We start from the raw sequence: 20,558 nt of genomic DNA, 5'->3' as shown, positions 1-20,558 counted from the left end.
TATATTCAAAACTCCGGAACAGAACAGGTCTTTTACAGCCGATATGCCATCATGTATCATCGTCCTATTCTCGGCAGGAAATGTGACCGTTTTTTCTGTTCCCACTGCAAATAAAAGCAGTAGGAATCACACTACAATGGATTTTCAGACCGGTGACGATGCGTTACCCGGAATGACATCATGTTACATATCAACTGCTTACAATGAGCCTTCTCCATAAACGGAATCTGCTTGAACAATCCAGTATGTAGAAATCATTCCGGCAAATCACGGCAGTCTGCACCGACTGCCCAATCGGTATAGTGCACGAGGTTACATAATTGCCACGGTATCTCCATTTGCTTGATTCTGTTCACTATACACATTTCCTTTGCTCACGACAACGAGTCAAGGTGCGCACCGAGACCAGTGAGTAAACCGATTAAAATCAAAAATGTATGGTAACAAAAAAGAAATTGACCAAAGAAGAATGGGAGGCTATGACAGGTACGGATATGTCACTCATACTCCCGTCAGATTGCAGCATTGAGACTGCCAGGGAATCATCCTTGAATGATATTGGAAAAGAGAAGTCAGAAGGGACGGTAGAACTGACCAACACCACATCCGAGAACCAGGAACTGTCAACCGTAAAAAAGGAAGCCGTTCCCGTATCTCAACGTCGTATAAGCAACAGGCAAAGGAAACTTTCTCTGGACGAATACCGGAAAGCCTTTCTTCAGGTCCCGAGAATCGAAGACCGCAAACCCGTGTTTGTTAGCGGCGAGGTACGTGACAGGCTGGACGAGTTTGTCCGCAGGTTGGGAGGACGTAAAATGAGCGTTTCAGGACTGCTTGAAAACATCGCCCGGCAACACCTTGAAATCTACTCGGAAGACTTCGAGCAGTGACGAAAGTTGTGACATTTTCCGGAATGACAGACTTGCTTACTGACTCCAGTCATTACAGTATTCAGACAGTCAGTAGCCGACCTGAGGGAGTAACGGATAAAACTTCAGTTTTGGGAGTTAGCGAGGTTATCTTTCGGGCATCCCGAAAACCTCGCTCCACTCCCGAAGAGTGGAGGCAATCCGCTCCCGGTGGTCGCAGATTGTGAGAAAAAGAATAATCAAAAATCAAAAGAAGAAAATATGAATGACAGAAAGAAAAACAGACCGAGGGGACGCCCCAAAGTAAGCGGAGTGTGCAAACTCAGCAAAGCCGTTACAGTGAAATTCTCCAAGATAGACTATGAGCGGCTATGCCGACGTAGCAGACAGGCCAACCTCACGCTGGCGGAATTTCTTCGCGTATCAGCCTTTGAGACGACGATAACGGTCAGGCACTCTGCCGAGGAAACTGCCTTCATACGCAGTCTTACGGGGATGGCGAACAACCTGAACCAACTGACCCGTCTGTCCCATCAGGCCGGATTCCACCGTACCCAAAAGACGGTGACAGAACTCCTGCAGAAACTCAAGGAGATTATTGTCCGGTACAGGCATGGAGAAAGGAGGCCGTCATGATTGGCAAGATCAAGAAAGGGAAATCCTTCGGCGGCTGTATCCGTTACGTGATGGGCAAGGACAACGCGGAAATCATCGACTCCGATGGCGTACTGCTGGAGAATATCCGGGAAATAACGGCCTGTTTCAACTACCAGCGTGAGCTTAATCCGAAGATAAAACAGCCTGTCGGACACATTGCATTGAGCTTCAAGCCTGAGGATAAGGCCTTACTTACGGATGAATTTATGGCTAAAATAGCCCGGGAATACATGGAACTGATGGGGATAAAAAACACTCAGTTTATTCTGGTAAGACACCATAACACAGACAATCCGCACTGCCATCTGGTCTATAACCGCATCGGGTATGACGGCAAGGTAATCTCTTCCCAAGGCGATTACAAACGTAACGAAATCGCCACAAAACTACTTAAGAACAAGTACGGGCTGACATACGCCGAGGACAAGGGCAAGACTAACGTGGAGAAACTCCATGCTTCGGAACGTGTGAAATACGAAATCTTCAATGCCGTCAAGGCGGCTTTGAAGCACTCCGGAACATGGAAAGAGTTCAACGATTATCTGCTTCGCCGGGGCATCAGGCTGGAATTTGTAAAGCGTACCCGAGAGATAAAAAGGCCGGAGGACATACAGGGAATCCGGTTCACCAAGGACGGGCAGACCTTCAAGGCTTCACAGATCAGCCGGGAGTTCAGCTTTGCCAGACTGAATGCCCGGCTGGGCTGGAAGACTTCGGAATCCCAACAGGAATCCGAACGTAAGGTGCAGCAAAGGATACCAGACGGAGGCCATCTTCTCGAAAGTACGGGACCGGGACTGTTCAGCCCGACAAGCGGCACCGCTCCCGAAGAGCCGTTATCTCAGGAAGAACTCTTGCGCAGACACAGGAAGAAGAGACAAAAGAGGAAAGGTTTCGGATTGTAGTCCGTCCTTTCCCATTCAAATTATTCATGAACATTAAAATTGCAGGAATATGAAAATGGAAGAATGTATCGAGAGCATCTTCGGATGCCTGGAAAAAATCGAGAACAAAATCAACGGGTTGTCCGTCCCCTCGCCGGAAGGCAACAGCCCGACAGTTAATAATACACAGGATGAGTCCGTGCTGAATGAAGTCCGGAAAGGTCATGAGACATTTCGCAAATTGTTGGCTCGCGTATACGAAGGTCTTGCCGCCATCAAGAACGATATGGTTTCCATGGACAGGAAAAACTCGTCACAGGAAAGGTTTGGACAGGTCTTGTCAGAAATACGTAATGAACAGCGGCAGAACCAGGAGAAAGTGGAAACCCTGTTTTGTGAGACCAATGACACAATCAGGAAGAATGCCGTTAAGACAAGCAACATCAACCATCATTTCAGCCTGAGCATAAAATCCCCGTACATCTTTGGAAGTTTTTCCGTGATGTTCGCGGCAATCGTGGCCCTGTCCGTGGCTCTCTATTTTTCGGCGAGAACAGATAACGAGCAGGCCGATAATGATCTGAAGTACCGTTATGTCAAGATGAAAGGAAAGGTTACCCCTGAGCAACTCGTGGAACTTGAGAACCTCTTTGGACCGAACCGGGATAACGGACGGATAGAACAGATGCATGAGGACGTGGAAGCCTACGAGGAAGCGGTACGGAGACAGGCCACCCTGACCGAGCAGGCACGGCTGAAAGAACAGGCCGCGAGAGAACTGGACAGCAAGGCGAAGCCCATCAAGGACAAGTCGATTACGGACGAACCTAAAAAGTAAGCCCATGGCTAGTGTCAAAGTGAAATTCAGACCTTCCACCATAGAGGGAAAGGAAGGTACCGTCTATTATCAGATTATCCAGAACCGTGTAATCCGTCAGTTAAAGACGGATTACCGGATATTTACAGATGAATGGAATGAAAATGGAAGCTGTATCATTGTCGGCAGTTCGGAACGAAGCAATCTGCTCCTTTCCTTGCAGGAACGCATGGAGTGGGACTTGAAGCGGCTGGACATGATTATCCGACAACTGGATAACCGGAAAGCCGGATATACGGCAGATGATATTGTCGCTTCTTTTCAAAGCAACACAGAGGGACAGTCGCTTTTCAACTTCATGCAGGGCATCATAGCCCGTCTCAAACAGATGGACAAGATACGCACGGCTGAAAATTATTCCTGCACTCTGAAAAGTTTCATGCAGTTCAGAGGGGACAGGGATATTCTGTTGTCTGAAATCGATTCGGATTTGATGCAGCTTTATGAAGCCTATCTTCATGGGAAAGGTGCCGTACGGAATACCAGTTCATTCTACATGCGTATTCTTCGGGCGGTATATAACCGTGCCCTGGAAAAGGAACTGATGGAACAACGCAATCCTTTCAGGCATGTCTATACGGGAGTGGACAAGACCGTCAAACGTGCCGTTCCATTATCTGCCATCAAGCGTATGAAGAATCTGGATCTGTCCTTACAGCCTAATCTGGAATTTGCAAGGGACATGTTCCTGTTCAGTTTCTATACCCGTGGCATGTCATTCATAGATATGGCTCACCTAAAAAAGAAAGATCTTCAGAACGGATTTTTATCGTATCGCAGACGAAAGACCGGGCAGCAGCTAGTCATCAAGTGGGAAAAATGTATGCAGGAGATTGTAAATAAATGTCATACATGGGATAGAAATCCATATTTACTTCCCATACTCAATTTCCCGAATGAAAGCCGAAAGCAATACAAATACGCACAAAGTCGTATAAATGTGCATTTGAAAGAGATTGCGAATATGATTGGAGTTTCCATACCATTGTCGATGTATGTTGCCAGGCATTCATGGGCAAGTATCGCTAAAAGCAAGAATATTCCAATATCCGTTATCAGCGAAGGCATGGGGCATGATTCTGAATTGACAACTCAAATATATTTGGCTTCTCTGGATAATACCATTGTGGACAATGCCAATGCACAGATATTAAAATGTTTATGATTAAATGAAGTAATGTTTCGCAAAAACAATTCTCTCTATGCAAGAGGTATTCATTCTATCGCAAAAATACTCAAAATACAGAAAATAACATCATTATGTTGGTATCAAAAAAGGATTGCTTTGCTTTTCTATTGAAAATATGTTTAGCAAAAGGAAGATAAAATGATGTCATATTTCCTCATTATCAGTTAATTCAATTCAATATCGGGACTCTTGCATAGAGAGCAGTTATAGCTATAAAATATTCCCGGTATATGAACAGTAGAAATTTATTCACTGAATTGGAGAAACTTCTTCGTATGGATAGCACATATTGTACAGAAGATGGTACTCTCCTTAAAAATACAATAGTAGAAGCAGCTCTTGCTCTTCGCCCTGATTTAATTGCAAAATTATTAACTCATGATGGACTTAAACGCAATTTCTTTACTGAAATAAGTGGCGTTATGGTTTTTGATAAGGTAAAGTTTCAAAAGTTTGTAATGAACAAACGCTTTTTACCTGACAGTTACACTTCTTTTAAAAATAAAGTCGGTTTGACTAATGAAGATGGTGAATTTCTTTCTGAAAGTCGGGAAATTGTATTGTCGTGGCCATATAAGGATTGTATTCTTGAAGGAGGGCAAACTAAAGAAGATGCCAAACGTAATGAAGTGTTCTGGAATGAAATACTTGCTCCAGATGAAATTAATAGACTGATTGAACCTAAAGTGTTAACAAATTTCAAACATTTTGATTCTATTGGTGAACATGATGTTGAAAGTATATCAATGGATGACAATCTTATCATTAAAGGAAACAATTTGCTTGCACTGCATTCCTTGAAGAAAAAGTATGCAGGAAAAGTAAAACTAATTTATATAGATCCCCCCTATAATACAGGAAGCGACAGTTTTGGATATAATGACAAATTCAATCAGTCAACTTGGCTGACATTCATGCAAAACAGATTGAGTGTCGCTAAGAAATTATTGAAAGATGATGGGGTCGTTTGTGTACAATGTAGCTTTCATCAGTTTGCATATTTAAGAGTTCTTATGGATGATTTATTTGAAAAACACTTATGTGATTTTAATATTCAAGTACGTCATCCAGATAGAGCACTCACAGGAGATAAGGAATTTAATGATATAATAGAGTATATACTTATTTATTCAAATAATTCTGACAAAAGAATGCCATATAAAGAGGAACTAAAAACAATAGATGATTATACTTTGCAAATTGAAATAAAAGATAATGTAAATCCTCAAGTGATAGTTTGTGGTGATAAAAAAGTGGAAGTATATACTCCTGAGCAATACAAAATAAGAACAATTGCACCAAGTCAATTTGGTCTAAAAAAAATGAGTATTCGTGGCTCTATTCGTGAGAAGAATAGTAGTGGACGATTCTTTGTTAAATACATCGAGCCATTGACAGAGTTTCCTTCAGAAACATTATTTAAGGTGCCTAATATGGGAGATGATATTTTTGATTATCGGTATTTTTATTCTGCACCGGACGGGAAGAAAAATGGAGGTTATTTTCAGGGGATGCCTACTAGTTCAAATGTGACAAAAAAACAATATGCGAATTTCTATAATTTTGAGAAAGAATATAACAATGTTTCAGGAGAAGGAAATGTGAGCTTTCGCAACGGTAAGAAACCGGAAGCACTTATTGCTTTTTTAATAGATGTATTTACAAATCCAAAAGATATTGTTCTTGATTATCATCTTGGATGCGGAACGACATCGGCAGTCGCACATAAATTACAAAGGCGTTATATTGGAATAGAGCAAATGGATTCTCAAATATCCCTTATTAAAACCAGATTGCAAAATGTAATAAGTGGTGATTATACAGGTATTTCCCAATCTGTTAATTGGCAAGGTGGAGGCTCTTTTATCTATTGTGAATTAGCTAAAGCAAATCAACGATTTGCTGATGAGATAGAACAGGTATTAACTCCTGATGAACTTGCTGTTATCTGGGAAAAAATACAAGAAACAGGTTTCTTAAGTTGGAAAGTCAATCCACAAGAGATAGATATCAGTGCTGAAGATTTTACTCAAATGTCATTAGAAGACCAAAAGCGTTTTCTGATAGAATGTTTGGATAAAAATCTTTTATATGTTCCATATTCTGAAATAGATAATGCAGAGTTTGGTATCAGTGAGAGTGATAAAATAATAAACAATCAATTCTATCAAACGAAGTAAACAGCATGAAGATATTACAAGACACTCTTCGTGAAGAATTTGGTAAAAGAACAATAGCAGAGACTGAATTACCAAAATATTTCACCACATCTCTCAACCCGATAATGAAATTACGCCCTTATCAAAAGGAGTGTTTTCAATATTTCATCACCTATTGGCAGAATGAATTCGATGCAAAAGAATTAAAACCGCACCTGTTGTTTCATATGGCGACAGGTAGTGGTAAAACTCTGATAATGGCAGGTGCTATGCTTTTTTTATATGAACAAGGGTACAGGAATTTTCTTTTCTTTGTTGATTCTACTAATATTATCGAAAAGACAAAAGAGAATTTTCTGAATGCAGCATCGGCAAAATATCTTTTCGACCAAACAATCAATATTAACGGAAAACAAGTGGAAATAAAACTTGTGGATAACTTCCAAACTGTTGATGAAAATTGTATCAATCTCTGTTTGAATACAATTCAAGGACTACACACATCACTTAATGCACCCAAAGAAAATGCTATAACTTATGATGATTTTGCAGAACATCGAGTCGTTTTAATATCAGATGAAGCGCATCATACAAATACCGCTACCAAGAAAGGTAAAAATACCATTGTAGAGTCGTCCCCAACAATTCCTGGTATTGAAGTTGAGTCCACGGAAAATTGGGAGAGTACTGTAATGAAGATTTTTCATAGTAATGAAGCAAATGTTTTATTGGAATTTACGGCTACAGAAGATTTTCAGAATGCCAATATCGCAGATAAGTATGAAAACAAGGTAATTTTTGATTATCCGTTGAAAAAGTTCAGGGAGGATGGTTATTCAAAAGAAATATCTGTGATTCAAAGTGATATGTCTCCGATAGACAGAGCCATTCAATGTGTATTATTAAGTCAATACAAAAGGAAATTATTCTCTAGCATACATCAAGATATCAAACCAGTTATAATGCTGAAATCTAAAACAATAGCAGAGAATAAACAGTTTTATGAAGAATTTATAAATACAATCAAATATTTGTCAGTAGAAGATATTAAGCGTATTGGTGCAAATGCCAAAGATGATATATTTGATGTGTTTTCATACATCAAGGAAAAAAATATTGAATTAGAAAATCTACTCCTTGAAATAAAAGAAGATTTTAAGGAAGAAAATCTTCTTTTGATTGACGGGAATAACATTTCACCAGATAAACAGCAAAAATTAAACTCATTGGAAGCAAAAGATAATGAATTCCGTGTAGTATTTGCGGTAGATATGCTGAACGAAGGCTGGGACGTACTGAACCTGTTTGATATTGTACGACTTTATGAAACACGTGATAGTGGACATGGAAAAATAGGTAAGACAACTATGCAGGAAGCACAGTTGATAGGTCGAGGAGCGCGGTATATGCCTTTTACAGAACCCACCGGAGAGCTACCGAATGGAAAACGTAAATATGATAACGATACAACTAACAGATTACGTATGTTGGAAACACTGCATTATCACAGTGTTAACAATCCCAAATACATTCATGAATTGCGTACAGCAATGGTTCAAACTGGTATCGTAGCTGAAAAGGTCAAGACCGTAGATCTCAAACTGAAAGATTCATTCAAGGAAACATCCTTGTATAAAAACGGATATGTCTTCGCAAATGATGTGGAATCGTTTATCCTCAATGAGAACGTCACTTCGCTCGGGGACAACATATTAAGTAAGAATTATAAAGTGCATATTAACAGTAGAAGAACAAGTACTGGCTTAATTTTCGGAAATGAAGACAGCCGAATTGCAACAATTCCATATAGGAATTTCAAGTTTAAGGATTTTGGATATCATGTCATACGAGCAGCAATAAACCGTTTTAATACGTTTAAGTATTCTGATTTGAAGGTTAGATATCCGAATCTGACTTCCATTAAGGAGTTTATAGAAAGTGACAGTTACTTATCCGAAATAAATGTTCAAATATTTGCTGTACAAGAAAAACTTGACAATCTCAATCAAAAGGACAAATTGTTTTGTACAGTTCAAGTATTAAAACAGATAGAGCCACAACTGTCTAATGGAGGAATTGGATACAAAGGTACAAGACTATTTAGTCCTAAACCTATAAAAAATGTATTCCGTGAAAAAACGCAAAAATTTGCTTTGGATGAATCTTTGGACAAGGAATATGGTAAGTCAATGAAAGATACAGACAATTCAGAACTGCGTCTGGATTTATCATGCGTAAATTGGCACGCTTACGAAGACTGCTATGGAACATCTGAAGAAAAATACCTCATTCGGTATATTGAGTCAATATATCCTAAACTTGCTGAAAAATACGAAGATATATACTTACTTAGAAATGAAAAAGATTTCAAAATATATAGTTTTACATCCGGTGATGCATACCAACCGGATTATGTACTATTCTTGAAAAAAAAGAATGATGTAGGAAAGGCAGATTATATTCAAATTTTCATTGAGCCTAAAGGAGATCATTTACGGACAACAGATAAATGGAAAGAAGATGCAATGAAAGAGATACGGTTAAATGCCGATATTCAATTTTCAACTCAAGGAACAAACTTCAATATTTGGGGTATGCCATTTTTTACGGAAAGGAAACGTCAAATCTTTGATGCTGCAATAAAAGAATCGCTTGGTATATAGAATAATTGAAATTAAGCACAAAAAACCTTCATTAGTAGTGTTATGTTAATGGCATTTGAAGAATCCAAATCAAAACGCAACGTTTTTCGAGTAAGGAAGGAACAAGAACTATGAAAAACACTGCGGGGGAAGCCATAGCGGCGGGGGCGCAAAGCCCCTGAGAGCGTCCAACAGCAATACAAAAAAGGGAGACCGAAATCTCCCTACGATTAATTAATTTTGTATTGCCATGTCAAATCAACTAATCGAAGCCCAAAGATATGAAATATATCTTGGTCTGAAAAGGAAATGGAGCCGTTCTCGCATAGCAGAGGAAATAGGAGTATCAAAATCGACAGTCAGTCGGGAAATCAGGCGCAACTCAAAGCCGGAAGGAGAGTATATATGGAAATATGCTCAGAGGCAGTGTGATAGCCGCAAGCACGGATTTAAGGGCCATCACAGGAAACCGGAAGATCTATGGTGGCGAATTGAGCGCATGATCGAAGAGGAGGAATGGTCTCCGGCCCAGATAGCGGGAGTACTCAGGAAAGAAGGTATCCACATCGCCAAGCAGACCATCTACAACCATGTCCATGCCGATACGACCGGGAAACTGGCTCTGCATATGCCTCATGGGCTCAAATACAAAAAGCGAGGCAAAATCCTGTGTCCGACAAAAGCGACCAATATACCCAACCGCACAAGCATACACGAGCGCCCCAAGGAGGCAGACGGAACCCGATTCGGCGATTGGGAAATGGACACCATCATCGACTCCTGCGGTCATGCCATCGTCACCCTAACCGAACGTTCGACCAATTTCATACTCATGGAAAAGTTGCCTCAGGGACGGAAAGCCCTACCGACGGCCCGGGCGGTCATCCGACTGCTGTTCCCATATAGGCAAACGATACATACGATTACCACCGACAACGGTTGTGAATTTGCAGCACATCAGGAGATAACCAAACAACTCAGCCTCAAAGGTAGGCCGCCAGTTAAGGTTTATTTTACGGATGCTTATTCAGCCTGGCAGAAAGGAGCCATTGAGAATGCAAACAAGCTTATTCGGAAATATATCCCAAAAAAGGCCAACTTTCAGGATTTCTCCGACTGGAAAATCAAAGAGATACAAAAGAAATTGAATCGAAGACCTCGGGAAAAACTTAATTTTGATTCGCCCAAATACAGATTCTTCATAAACGTTTTGTAGTTTTGCATTTGCTGTTGGACTCTACCTATGTTAATGGCATTCATAAATCAGATGAAAATATCGACCTTTGAAAATGATGTGATTGAGGAAGATTTTGTACCTTTGTGAGTAGGATGAAAAAGTATGGACTAAATTCAGCAGAGTATATAAAATGCCTATTTATCGATTTTTTGCTTTCAAAAGGAGAAAATCTAATTATAGGTAATGAATTTATGTATGGTATTAAAAGGAAAGTAGTTGATTTAGTTGTTCTTAAAAATGATAAGATAATAGCCGTTGAAATAAAATCAAATAGTGATAATCTCAAACGTCTTGAAGAACAAATTTTAGAATATAAAAAAATCTTCGATTATGTTTTAATAGTAGCAACGGAAAAACATATAAATAAGATTTGCGAAGTAACATCTTCTTCTATAGGAGTATATGTAATTAAGAATAATCTGGTTATAAATAAAATACGTTCTCCACATATTCAGAGAAACAAGGATAAAACAGAAATGTTATTCTCCATCAATGCAAAATACTTATGTAAACTTAATCATTACAATTTAAGAAATTATAATGCTGATGAAGTTAGAAATATGTATAAAAAGAGGAGAATTTCTAATATTCAAGAAATTCTCCGTAAGTATATAATTAAAAAATATAAAGAACGATATTGTCTCTTTATAAATGAGAGAGGAGTACAAACTCATATTGAAGATTTATGCATTCTTTCGTCTTCTTTTCAAATAGAATAAATTCTTTTAACTTGTTGGGCAATATGAATATTCATCCTAACTGAAATCCAAAAAGATGGAGATGAGGATGGCGTTCCTCCTGCAGCACACGCTTTAATCTGTTCAATACCCCAAATGCCTAAATTTGAAGGAAATCTCTGGTCAAAACATACTAATTGTGCAACTTGAATATATGTTGAAGCATATGCAGATACACCTTTGGGCCTTCGCTGCTTATAATAAAAAATTTCGTCAGATAGAGGAACATCTATCCTTGGTATCCATCCACGAGCCATTGTTATAGTGTCATTACGAATCGGGTTAATAGAAGCATAATCAGAATATATTACATCATCATGTGTTTGTTGTATGCTATTATACATACTAATTTCTGAAATACTAAATGTATCTGTGTCTAAGTCCCCCAAATCTCTAACATTGTTAGGAAAAGAAGTCGATGATACTATATATTCACATGGCGTAGTTATTATAGTCTTTATGTTGCTTATTCTTGCAATACATTTATTTGCAACATTTTGATACGACGCTTGCGGAACATATCCACAATCAATAATAATTGTAAGTCTATTAGTTCCTATATGATTAGAAATAAGCTCAATATCTTCGTAACAATTTTCATCACTGATACTGCTTCTATATAATACAGAGCCAAAATTGGATATTAAACTATCAATTTGACGAGCAATATTATCTTCAAAATTTTCATCATCAAAATTGAATAATATTGTCGGAATGATTTCAGTAAAAACATTCTCATCTTTTAATTGAAGTAGAAAATCTATCCAATTTTTATATCCAAAATCGGGAGAATACAAAGAATCTACTTCTGAGGAGGATAATGCTTCTTCAGAAGTAACATCAATGGCAATAGTATTACCTTTGTATATCTCTTTTAGCTTTGCTATACGTTTGTCAAATGGATATGTCTCTATATTATTTTTTGTAACCTTACGGCCTCTTGTTATTTCAATCAACGGTATTGTTTTAGACAAAATATCCTTAGGAACATTTTCCAATGCTCTAATTTCCGCTTCTCCTGTTTTAATAATGATCCAATACTTATTATCATTCATTTTCTTTAACTTTGTATCCAAGCGATATTACCCTATATTTCATTGCAGCAGAAGAAACTCCAAATTTCAATGCTAACTCTCCAATGTTTTTTATCTTGTCCTCATCTATTAATTTTCGAACAATTTCTTCTGGCATAAGTAAACGAGATGCAAATTCATTAGCATGATATTCCATAGAATCCATATCACTGCTTCGAAAGAATGTAGTATCTACAAATTCTGTGTTTTTCCCTTTATGAAGCATATAATGCCCAAGTTCATGTGCCATGGTAAAACGCTGTCGTTTTATGTTATGATTACTATTTATGCTCATAACCCATTTCCCGTTAATATAACTCAAAGAACCAGATTTACTAGCATCCATAACTTCATATTTAATTTCTATATCATTGAATGTTGATATCACCTCCTTTATTTTAAGTGCATTGTCAATATAAAGTCCATTATCTTGAGCCATTTTTAGGATATCATTAACACTAACCAATAAATCAGGTTCTTCAAATTTATCTGATTTTTTTGGACCTCTTCTATTTCCTTTTGTTCCCATAGCTATTCTATTTCTTGGTTAGATGATTTTTCTTCTTCTAAATTATCATATGCTTCAAAGAGTAGTTTCATATCACTCTCAAGTTTTAGAATTCTATTATCTATGGCTTCCTTATCCTCGTGTCTTAATATTTCATCTTCAATTCTTCCATACAAAGCATTAATACATGTATCTTTAAAAGATATTGAATCTCGCATAAGTTCACTCAGTGCTCCCACTATGTTTTGCTTTAATTCTGCATTTGTACGTACTTTATGATTCTCTATATCTGTTTTTATATCATCTATTTCTTTTTTTGATGCAGATTTAATCGAGTAGATTGTTCCAAAGGTGAATATAGCAAATAATCCTAATAGGATTGTTATCAATGAGTTATAATAATCTGTAATATGTGATGTATATTCACTAGGATTCAATAATACCCCTTTTGATTCCAAATCTCTTAAAACTTCAATATGTGCACATTTAATACTATCTATTACCAAAGAATCATTATAAGTTAATGCTTTTTCTGGATTTAATAAATATATTGGAGCATAATTTATTGGTGTTACAAATGAAGTTATGACAACGATTACTAATATAACAACCGCTGCTCCAACTATACCTGATATGATGTATTTCTTCATATTTAATCTTTTTGCAAAGATACTCAAACAAATTCAATATCAGATATTATAACTATTAATCTTTAATGAATGTCCGCATGTTCCCAAATTAGCAAAGTTTAAACCGCCAAGATGTCCGATAGGCGTGTATTGGAACACTTTATGCTTGATGCGAGATGTATGGACAATAAAAACGTATATGATATGACCCTGCTTGATTTTTACCGTCAATACCCAGACGAGGCCTCCTGCGAGGCTGCATTGCGTAGTTTCCGTGAACACCACGGTCTGTTCTGCAGCCAGTGCGGCGGTTTGCGCCTGAGCTGGAATCCGAGCCATAAGTCCTGGACTTGCATGGATTGCAAACATGAGATGCATCTTCGTTCGGGCACGGTCATGCAAGGCAGCCATCTTCCTGTGCGTGATTGGTTTGCGGCCATGTTCCTGCTGACGGCTACCAGGCGTGCCATATCGGCAAAGGAGATACAGCGCCAGCTCGGCCGCAAGCGTTACCAACCCGTATGGGAAATGGTGCATAAGCTGCGCGATGTGATGGGCAGGCGCGACAGCCTTTACGCCCTTCATGGGGATATGGAAGTGGACGAGGGCTTCTTTTCCACCGAAACTCCTGAAGACCAGAAGAACTGTCCGCTGAAGCGAGGGCGTGGAAGCCAGCGCAAGACTTCCGTCCTTGTCATGGCCGAAAGCAGCCGGTCCGCTACGCCTCCTGCCAGAAAGTACAGTACGCCCAAAACTGTCGGGCATATAAAATAAAGATGCTGGTCATCGGCGATTTTAAGGCTTCCACCATCACGGGCAAGATAAAGACGGGGACGGACGGAAACGCCGATGTGACCACGGACGGGTTCAGCAGTTATGCCGCTCTTGAAAAGGACGGAGTGACAACCTCCCACCATGCCGTAGTTGCGGATGACAAAAAGAGTGTCGGGAAAGTTCTGCCTTGGGTGCACATTGCCATCAGCAATGCCAAAAGGAGCATACTGGACACGTACCATGACATAAAAGCAGAGTTCCTGCAACTCTACCTTAACGAGTTCTGTTATAAGTTCAACAGAAGGTATTTGGGCTTCAGACTCTTTGACAGGCTCGAACTTTGCGCATGTACGTATAGGGCGAACTTTAAACATCGAATTTATTGATTGGCAACTTGCGGACATTCATATAATCTTTTATGCCAGCACCTTAGTTTTAATTGAAATGTAATAATAAGATTTTGTAGACTAGTATTATTTTTGTACTTTAGGGCCGTAGATAGCGTTCTTTTGATATAATGAGCAAAACATAACAGAATATAGAGCTTTTCTCGTTTCTAAATCGTTACCTATCTAAAAGTTTGTTTTTGTAAAATTCTTGTTTCCAGTGAATAAGAAAATATGCAATGTCTTAAGCAGTGGAATGTGAGGTTCTTTTTAATCCCGCACACATCGGCAATCTCTTTCAGGTAGGCATTCAGCTTTTGGTTGCTGATTATAGGTAATATCTTTCCGTCCGGCAGCTTGCCTTTGTATTTCTTCAATATCATTTTGGGAATATCCAACAGGGGAACATTCACGTCCGTGTTGGTCTTTTGCCGCTTCGTCATTATCCACAGATTACCGTCAAATGACTTTCGGATATTCTCTTGCCGCAGGTTGGCAACATCACTGTAAGCCAGACCGCAGAAACAGGAAAAGATGAACAAGTCCCTGACGTGTTCCAAACGCTCGGAAGCCATTTTCTTTTTGAGGATGATTTTTATCTCGTCTTCCGTCAAATAGCCCCTGTCCACTTTTTCCAGCCGGATTTTATAGCTGGCGAACGGGTCTTTGTCCAGTATGCCATTGTTTCGGGCTATGATGATGATGCGCTTGAAAAACTGCATGAACTTGGCGGTGGTGTTGTAACCGCACTTGCAGGCTGTACGCAAATATAACTCGAAATCGGTAATGAACATCGGGGTTATTTCCCGGATGGAAATATCAGAAAGGTTATATTTACTCTGTATAAACTCCGCAAGGTGACGGCGTGTAACCTCATACTTGCGGTAGGTCGCTATCGTCTTGGATATGCCAACAAGCTGTTTCACGTCCTCATTGTGCTTTTGGAACAAGGTAAGGATGGTTTCGTGGTTCTCGCTGTGTCCCAAAAACTCGTTTTTAACTTTCTCGGCAGTAACGTAATTATCACGCCGCTGCATTTCGTGGTAGATGGTGTTCAGCGATGCGTTTATATCGCTTAACATACGGTTGATACGTCCGGCTTCCGCTGTGCGTCCGATAGCCTTGCCAGCCTTACCGTCCCACATTTCAGGCAACACGTCCAATTTAGTATTAAAACGGCTTGCCACACCGTCCACTGTGATACGGGCGAAAAGGGGGTACGCACCGCCCGCTTTCTGCTTGTCTTTCTTTGCGTAAAAGCAAATGTTGAATGTCGATTTCATATACTCACTTTTTAGTTACAAAAATACTGTAAATGCTTAAAAATGAGTTTTATGCAGGCTCGCCAAACACCGACAGAAGTTCGCCAATTTCCGACTATCTGTACCCCCTTTTTGATTTTGTTTGTCGGGGGTACGAGTTAGGTTAGAAACCTTGTCTTTTAGGGGCGAAAAAATGTACTTTAAGGCAGACACAAGGGGATAAAAAAGTCCCACAAATCATTGAATTTGTGGGACTTGTCTGTTCGTTGTCCGGTTTTGTCCGTAACGTTCAGCGGAGAGACAGGCTCTCGAACCTACATGTTCAAGAAATATCATAAAATTGCAAACTATTGATAATCACTCACTATTTGGAGTGTGTAGTAAATCTAAATCTTTCTGAATATCTTTTGCCATTCCAAATATTGGGTGTATATTTGGGTGTAGAATTTCAAACGCACCCAATTATGAATATCAAACGAAACATCATTTTTGCATTGGAAAGCCGGAAAAAGAACGGTGTGCCAATCGTGGAGAATGTTCCCATCCGTATGCGCGTCATATACGCAAGCCAGCGTATTGAATTTACAACGGGTTACCGCATTGATGTAGCCAAGTGGGATGCTGACAAGCAGCGAGTAAAGAACGGATGTACCAACAAATTAAAGCAAAGTGCATCCGAAATCAATGCCGATCTCCTGAAATACTATACCGAAATTCAAAACGTATTCAAAGAATTTGAGGTACAGGAAACTATGCCCACTACTCAACAATTAAAGGACGCATTCAACCTGCGGATGAAAGATACAAGTGAAGACCAGGAAGACGTAAAGATAAGTTTTTGGGAGGTATTCGATGAGTTCGTTAAGGAATGTGGCAATCAGAATAACTGGACTGAATCCACATACGAAAAATTTGCAGCCGTAAAAAATCACCTGAAAGAGTTCAAAGAAAATGTGACTTTTGAGTATTTCGATGAGTTCGGACTAAACGAGTATGTAAACTTCCTGCGTGACAAAAAAGACATGAGAAACAGTACCATCGGCAAACAGATAGGATTTCTCAAATGGTTCCTGCGATGGAGCTTCAAAAAGGGATATAATCAAAACATTGCATACGATACATTTAAACCGAAATTGAAGACCACCTCAAAGAAAGTAATCTTTCTGACATGGGACGAATTGAATAGACTGAAAGACTATCAGATACCCAAAGACAAACAATATCTGGAACGTGTCCGGGATGTTTTTCTGTTCTGTTGCTTTACCAGTCTGCGTTATTCAGATGTTCGTAACCTAAAACGAAGTGATGTCAAGTCCGACCACATAGAAGTTACCACCGTTAAAACGGCAGACAGTCTGAGTATTGAACTGAACAAGTACAGTAAAGCCATACTTGAAAAATACAAGGACATCCATTTTGAAAACCACATGGCACTGCCCGTTATCAGTAATCAGAAAATGAACGATTACCTGAAGGAACTGGGTGAACTTGCAGAGATCAACGAACCTATACGAGAAACCTACTATAAAGGGAATGAACGTATAGATGAAGTTACACCGAAATATGCATTGCTTAGCACACACGCAGGAAGAAGGACATTCATCTGTAATGCACTGGCTCTCGGTATTCCGGCACAGGTCGTAATGAAATGGACAGGACACAGCGATTATAAAGCCATGAAACCTTACATTGACATCGCAGATGACATTAAGGCAAATGCAATGAATAAATTCAACCAACTATAAAAACAATCAGCAAGTTTCACGGTATGCCTGTTATTGGGCTTATCTTTGTAACTTTCAATACATACAACAATGAGCAACAACGATAACAACAATATAGAAAAAAGAAGTTTCGAGGCTTTCGTCAATGCCATCGGCTCGGAAATAGAGCAGGCGCAAGTCCGGCTCATCAGTGCCGCCAATGCGCAGATGCTGTTCCATTACTGGAAGATGGGTAATTACATTTTATACCACCAGAAACTGCAAGGTTGGGGCGGCAAGGTCATCAAGAGACTGGCGCAGGCGATACGGTTCAATTATCCCGAAAAGAAAGGGTATTCGGTCAGGAACTTGGCTTATATGTGCCAGTTCGCACGCTCCTATCCATTGGGCGCATTACGGAGTTTCATAGAAACCGATGTGAAATTACTTGCTCCAAGTGTGCAGAAAATCACGGATGAACTTCAAAGCCTGAACAATGTGTCATTTACGCAAGAGCCTCTTGCGCAAATTCAATCCTCAGACAACAAGGAAGTTGCAATTGTGCAAGAACCTCTTGCACAAATTCAGGATGTAGCCCAAACAGTCGCTGCCGCTTACCAAATAGCGATTGAGGACATAGAAAAACTGTTCCTGGCATCACCTGTTGCAAAAATCAATTGGGCAAGCCATGTGATTCTGCTGAACAGTTCCCTTCCGTTGGGTGTCGATTACTGGTATATGAAGCAATCCGTGGAAATGGGCTGGAGCAGCAATACTCTTAAAATGCAGATTGAAAGCAAATTGTTTGAACGGCAAGTCAACAGCCACAAGGTCAATAATTTTACCGCCACGCTTCCTGCGCCCCAAAGCGACCTTGCCAACTACCTGTTGAAAGACCCGTATATCTTTGACTTGGCGGGAGCCAAAGAACGTGCGGACGAAAGGGACATAGAGGAACAACTGGTGAAGCACGTTACCCGTTATCTTTTGGAAATGGGCAACGGATTCGCCTTTGTCGCAAGGCAGAAGCATTTCCAGATTGGCGACAGCGATTTCTATGCCGACCTGATTCTGTACAATATCAAGCTCCATGCATACGTGGTTGTGGAACTGAAAGCCACCCCGTTCAAACCGGAATACGCCGGACAGTTGAATTTCTACATCAATGTGGTGGACGACAAACTGAGGGGAGAAAATGACAACAAGACCATCGGGCTGCTGCTGTGCAAGGGCAAGGATGAGATTGTTGCGCAGTATGCACTGACAGGCTATGACCAGCCTATCGGCATCAGTGACTACCAACTCAGCAAGGCCGTACCAGAGAACCTGAAATCGGCATTGCCGAGCATAGAACAGGTGGAAGAAGAACTGACGATGCTTCTTGACAATGAAAAGAACAAACAAAAGTAAGACACCTATGGCAGACAAGATACAGACGATAATCCCCCGGTACGGAGAACTCAACAGAATATACAGGGACTATATAGACAATCACGTTTTCTCTTTTGACAGGCAGAAATTCATTTCGGATTTCTATCGGCAGTATAGTGACACAAAGTCTTTTGAAGCCGCTATCCTTGAACTGGTGCTTGACAGGCAAAAAGAACAATACACCTTGATACTCAGCAGCCTGAGAACCGAAATAGAAAAGAGCATACAGTCTTATGAAACGCACCCCATAAGTGACAGTGTGATAGAACGTGTTTGCTATCAGCACATGGAAAGGTATTCCCCTGAAATTAAAGCCCAACTGGATGTTACAAGAAGTCTGAGCAAGCCGCTGAATGAAGCCAACAACAAGTATGATTCCATTGGCTATAGGGAACATACCGCCGAAGAGGAAAAGCAGGCGGAGAAAGAATATGAACGCTGCAAGGCTGAATATGACAAGGAAAGAGCCATACTGAACGAACTCTATGACCAGCAAAAGGCTGCAAGGAAAGAGGCGTTCCAATATATGAAGAACCGTTGTACGGACATATACCGCCAAAGCCGCCTTTTTCTGGACATATTGAAAAAATACATTCCTGACGGGAAACGACAGGACGAGCCGGGCAACCCCATCAGCCAGCAGGAAACGACGGACGGACAACAAGAATATTTCAGCATGAAATTGCTTTCGCTCATTCATGAGGTATGTGTTGGAGAACAGTTCGAGGAAATTTCCGCACTGGATTTCTATGCCAATATGAACCTGCAACCCTGCAACTGCAAGTTGAGAATCAAACCGAGAGAGAAAATCCGTGTATGCTATCTGATATTCCTGATGGGCGAGAAACTCTCCAAGCAGGACAAGGACAAATGGAAGGCCGGAATACTGGAATTGCTGGATATTGACGACAGCTACTACAAATCCAAATACAAGGAGCCGGTTTCTGATTTTCCAAGTGACAGCAACCAGAAATTCGCCAAGGAAATGGAACATATATTCAGATAATCCGTGATATATCCTGATACTTTACGAAAGTTCCACTTTTACCACTCAAAATAATTTTTGAGTGGTATTTTTATTTTCTGACATTCAATAAGATACAATGATATTCGGTTTATATCATCCCCATCCTTACCACTCATAACCCTACCTAATTTTGCATCGTTCGAGAACAGAAATAGCAGCCAGTGCGCAGGGCTGATTGTTTAACGACTAAATAGATTGGACGATGACAAATATCCAAGAATTATTATCAAAACCCGTCTGGCAGATGACAGGAGAAGAATTCATATTCCTGAGTAAGCACGCTTCAGGTCAGGCCGAAGCATTGCCGCAACCCGTTACAGACACGGAAAAGAAGTATGTGTACGGAATACTCGGTATAGCCAAACTGTTCGGGTGCAGTCTGCCCACTGCCAACCGCATAAAGAAAAGCGGTAAGATAGACAAGGCTATTACCCAGATAGGGCGCAAGATTATCGTAGATGCAGAATTGGCTCTTGAACTTGCCGGGAAGAAAACAGGAGGACGGAAATAATGG

At 40.0% G+C, this 20,558-nt stretch carries 16 protein-coding genes and 2 pseudogenes; 14 read left to right on the top strand and 4 right to left on the bottom strand.

Going from position 1 to position 20,558, the window contains the following annotated elements; translation table 11 throughout:
• Positions 1-437: 437 nt before the first annotated feature.
• From ABGT88_RS01960 to ABGT88_RS01920, 9 genes are all read left to right on the top strand, one after another.
• Positions 438-890, top strand: coding sequence for a DUF3408 domain-containing protein (locus ABGT88_RS01960; protein WP_346700106.1), 453 nt, complete (start codon positions 438-440; stop codon positions 888-890).
• A gap of 240 nt (positions 891-1,130) precedes the next feature.
• On the top strand, positions 1,131-1,505 hold the full coding sequence (gene mobC, locus ABGT88_RS01955) for a plasmid mobilization protein (protein ID WP_346700104.1): 375 nt from the start codon (positions 1,131-1,133) through the stop codon (positions 1,503-1,505).
• The gene (locus ABGT88_RS01950) at positions 1,502-2,431 is read left to right on the top strand and encodes a relaxase/mobilization nuclease domain-containing protein (protein ID WP_346700102.1); all 930 of its coding nucleotides are present in this window, start codon (positions 1,502-1,504) and stop codon (positions 2,429-2,431) included. Before mobC ends, ABGT88_RS01950 begins: the two co-directional genes overlap by 4 nt.
• A gap of 49 nt (positions 2,432-2,480) precedes the next feature.
• The gene (locus ABGT88_RS01945) at positions 2,481-3,248 is read left to right on the top strand and encodes a hypothetical protein (RefSeq protein WP_346700100.1); all 768 of its coding nucleotides are present in this window, start codon (positions 2,481-2,483) and stop codon (positions 3,246-3,248) included.
• 4 nt (positions 3,249-3,252) lie between these two features.
• Positions 3,253-4,452: a site-specific integrase gene (locus tag ABGT88_RS01940; RefSeq protein ID WP_346700098.1), complete on the top strand. Its 1,200-nt coding sequence runs from the start codon at positions 3,253-3,255 to the stop codon at positions 4,450-4,452.
• Positions 4,453-4,706: 254 nt separating this feature from the next.
• A complete protein-coding gene (locus ABGT88_RS01935) occupies positions 4,707-6,656 on the top strand; it encodes a site-specific DNA-methyltransferase (protein WP_346700096.1) in 1,950 nt (649 codons plus the stop codon).
• A gap of 5 nt (positions 6,657-6,661) precedes the next feature.
• Positions 6,662-9,298 (top strand): DEAD/DEAH box helicase family protein, encoded by a 2,637-nt coding sequence (locus ABGT88_RS01930; RefSeq protein ID WP_346700094.1) that lies wholly within the window; start codon positions 6,662-6,664, stop codon positions 9,296-9,298.
• A gap of 229 nt (positions 9,299-9,527) precedes the next feature.
• Positions 9,528-10,493 (top strand): IS30 family transposase, encoded by a 966-nt coding sequence (locus ABGT88_RS01925; RefSeq protein WP_346699950.1) that lies wholly within the window; start codon positions 9,528-9,530, stop codon positions 10,491-10,493.
• 113 nt (positions 10,494-10,606) lie between these two features.
• Positions 10,607-11,233 (top strand): sce7726 family protein, encoded by a 627-nt coding sequence (locus ABGT88_RS01920; RefSeq protein WP_022083695.1) that lies wholly within the window; start codon positions 10,607-10,609, stop codon positions 11,231-11,233.
• Here ABGT88_RS01920 and ABGT88_RS01915 read toward each other — a convergent pair.
• Genes ABGT88_RS01915 through ABGT88_RS01905 form a run of 3 tightly spaced genes read right to left on the bottom strand, consistent with a single transcriptional unit; the run spans position 11,221 to position 13,482 of the window.
• The gene (locus ABGT88_RS01915) at positions 11,221-12,306 is read right to left on the bottom strand and encodes a beta family protein (protein ID WP_022083694.1); all 1,086 of its coding nucleotides are present in this window, start codon (positions 12,304-12,306) and stop codon (positions 11,221-11,223) included. The two genes, ABGT88_RS01920 and ABGT88_RS01915, sit on opposite strands and share 13 nt — an antisense overlap.
• Complete coding sequence (locus tag ABGT88_RS01910; protein ID WP_022083693.1) at positions 12,299-12,853, bottom strand: ImmA/IrrE family metallo-endopeptidase; 555 nt, start codon at positions 12,851-12,853, stop codon at positions 12,299-12,301. The genes ABGT88_RS01915 and ABGT88_RS01910 overlap by 8 nt, the downstream gene beginning before the upstream one ends.
• Before the next feature lie 2 nt (positions 12,854-12,855).
• Positions 12,856-13,482, bottom strand: coding sequence for a hypothetical protein (locus tag ABGT88_RS01905; RefSeq protein ID WP_022083692.1), 627 nt, complete (start codon positions 13,480-13,482; stop codon positions 12,856-12,858).
• Positions 13,483-13,665: 183 nt separating this feature from the next.
• Here ABGT88_RS01905 and ABGT88_RS01900 point away from each other — a divergent pair.
• A pseudogene (locus tag ABGT88_RS01900) lies at positions 13,666-14,621 on the top strand (IS1595 family transposase).
• A 251-nt stretch (positions 14,622-14,872) separates the two neighbouring features.
• Here ABGT88_RS01900 and ABGT88_RS01895 read toward each other — a convergent pair.
• Positions 14,873-15,904 (bottom strand): annotated as a pseudogene (locus ABGT88_RS01895) (site-specific integrase); the annotation flags it as partial.
• 443 nt (positions 15,905-16,347) lie between these two features.
• Here ABGT88_RS01895 and ABGT88_RS01890 point away from each other — a divergent pair.
• From ABGT88_RS01890 to ABGT88_RS01875, 4 genes are all read left to right on the top strand, one after another.
• Positions 16,348-17,628 carry a phage integrase SAM-like domain-containing protein gene (locus ABGT88_RS01890; protein WP_346696567.1) on the top strand — a complete coding sequence of 427 codons (1,281 nt, stop codon included), beginning with the start codon at positions 16,348-16,350 and terminating at the stop codon, positions 17,626-17,628.
• Positions 17,629-17,697: 69 nt separating this feature from the next.
• Positions 17,698-18,996, top strand: a complete 1,299-nt coding sequence (locus ABGT88_RS01885; RefSeq protein ID WP_346696565.1) for a PDDEXK nuclease domain-containing protein — start codon at positions 17,698-17,700, stop codon at positions 18,994-18,996.
• Between the two features lie 7 nt (positions 18,997-19,003).
• Positions 19,004-20,023 carry a hypothetical protein gene (locus ABGT88_RS01880; protein ID WP_072545214.1) on the top strand — a complete coding sequence of 340 codons (1,020 nt, stop codon included), beginning with the start codon at positions 19,004-19,006 and terminating at the stop codon, positions 20,021-20,023.
• A 223-nt stretch (positions 20,024-20,246) separates the two neighbouring features.
• Positions 20,247-20,555 (top strand): DUF3853 family protein, encoded by a 309-nt coding sequence (locus ABGT88_RS01875; protein WP_007842330.1) that lies wholly within the window; start codon positions 20,247-20,249, stop codon positions 20,553-20,555.
• Positions 20,556-20,558 lie beyond the last annotated feature (3 nt).

Source organism: Barnesiella sp. An22 (genome assembly GCF_963931395.1).
GTDB lineage: Bacteria > Bacteroidota > Bacteroidia > Bacteroidales > Barnesiellaceae > Barnesiella > Barnesiella merdigallinarum.
The sequence above is the reverse complement of the archived record's forward strand: the minus strand, read 5'-3'. Positions and strand labels throughout refer to the sequence as shown.

Bases quoted from the DNA above. Each gene is read 5' to 3' on its own strand.
- ABGT88_RS01960 (WP_346700106.1), top strand. From the start codon at position 438: ATGGTAACAAAAAAGAAATTGACCAAAGAAGAATGGGAGGCTATGACA.
- mobC (WP_346700104.1), top strand. From the start codon at position 1,131: ATGAATGACAGAAAGAAAAACAGACCGAGGGGACGCCCCAAAGTAAGC.
- ABGT88_RS01950 (WP_346700102.1), top strand. From the start codon at position 1,502: ATGATTGGCAAGATCAAGAAAGGGAAATCCTTCGGCGGCTGTATCCGT.
- ABGT88_RS01945 (WP_346700100.1), top strand. From the start codon at position 2,481: ATGAAAATGGAAGAATGTATCGAGAGCATCTTCGGATGCCTGGAAAAA.
- ABGT88_RS01940 (WP_346700098.1), top strand. From the start codon at position 3,253: ATGGCTAGTGTCAAAGTGAAATTCAGACCTTCCACCATAGAGGGAAAG.
- ABGT88_RS01935 (WP_346700096.1), top strand. From the start codon at position 4,707: ATGAACAGTAGAAATTTATTCACTGAATTGGAGAAACTTCTTCGTATG.
- ABGT88_RS01930 (WP_346700094.1), top strand. From the start codon at position 6,662: ATGAAGATATTACAAGACACTCTTCGTGAAGAATTTGGTAAAAGAACA.
- ABGT88_RS01925 (WP_346699950.1), top strand. From the start codon at position 9,528: ATGTCAAATCAACTAATCGAAGCCCAAAGATATGAAATATATCTTGGT.
- ABGT88_RS01920 (WP_022083695.1), top strand. From the start codon at position 10,607: ATGAAAAAGTATGGACTAAATTCAGCAGAGTATATAAAATGCCTATTT.
- ABGT88_RS01915 (WP_022083694.1), bottom strand. From the start codon at position 12,306: ATGAATGATAATAAGTATTGGATCATTATTAAAACAGGAGAAGCGGAA.
- ABGT88_RS01910 (WP_022083693.1), bottom strand. From the start codon at position 12,853: ATGGGAACAAAAGGAAATAGAAGAGGTCCAAAAAAATCAGATAAATTT.
- ABGT88_RS01905 (WP_022083692.1), bottom strand. From the start codon at position 13,482: ATGAAGAAATACATCATATCAGGTATAGTTGGAGCAGCGGTTGTTATA.
- ABGT88_RS01890 (WP_346696567.1), top strand. From the start codon at position 16,348: ATGAATATCAAACGAAACATCATTTTTGCATTGGAAAGCCGGAAAAAG.
- ABGT88_RS01885 (WP_346696565.1), top strand. From the start codon at position 17,698: ATGAGCAACAACGATAACAACAATATAGAAAAAAGAAGTTTCGAGGCT.
- ABGT88_RS01880 (WP_072545214.1), top strand. From the start codon at position 19,004: ATGGCAGACAAGATACAGACGATAATCCCCCGGTACGGAGAACTCAAC.
- ABGT88_RS01875 (WP_007842330.1), top strand. From the start codon at position 20,247: ATGACAAATATCCAAGAATTATTATCAAAACCCGTCTGGCAGATGACA.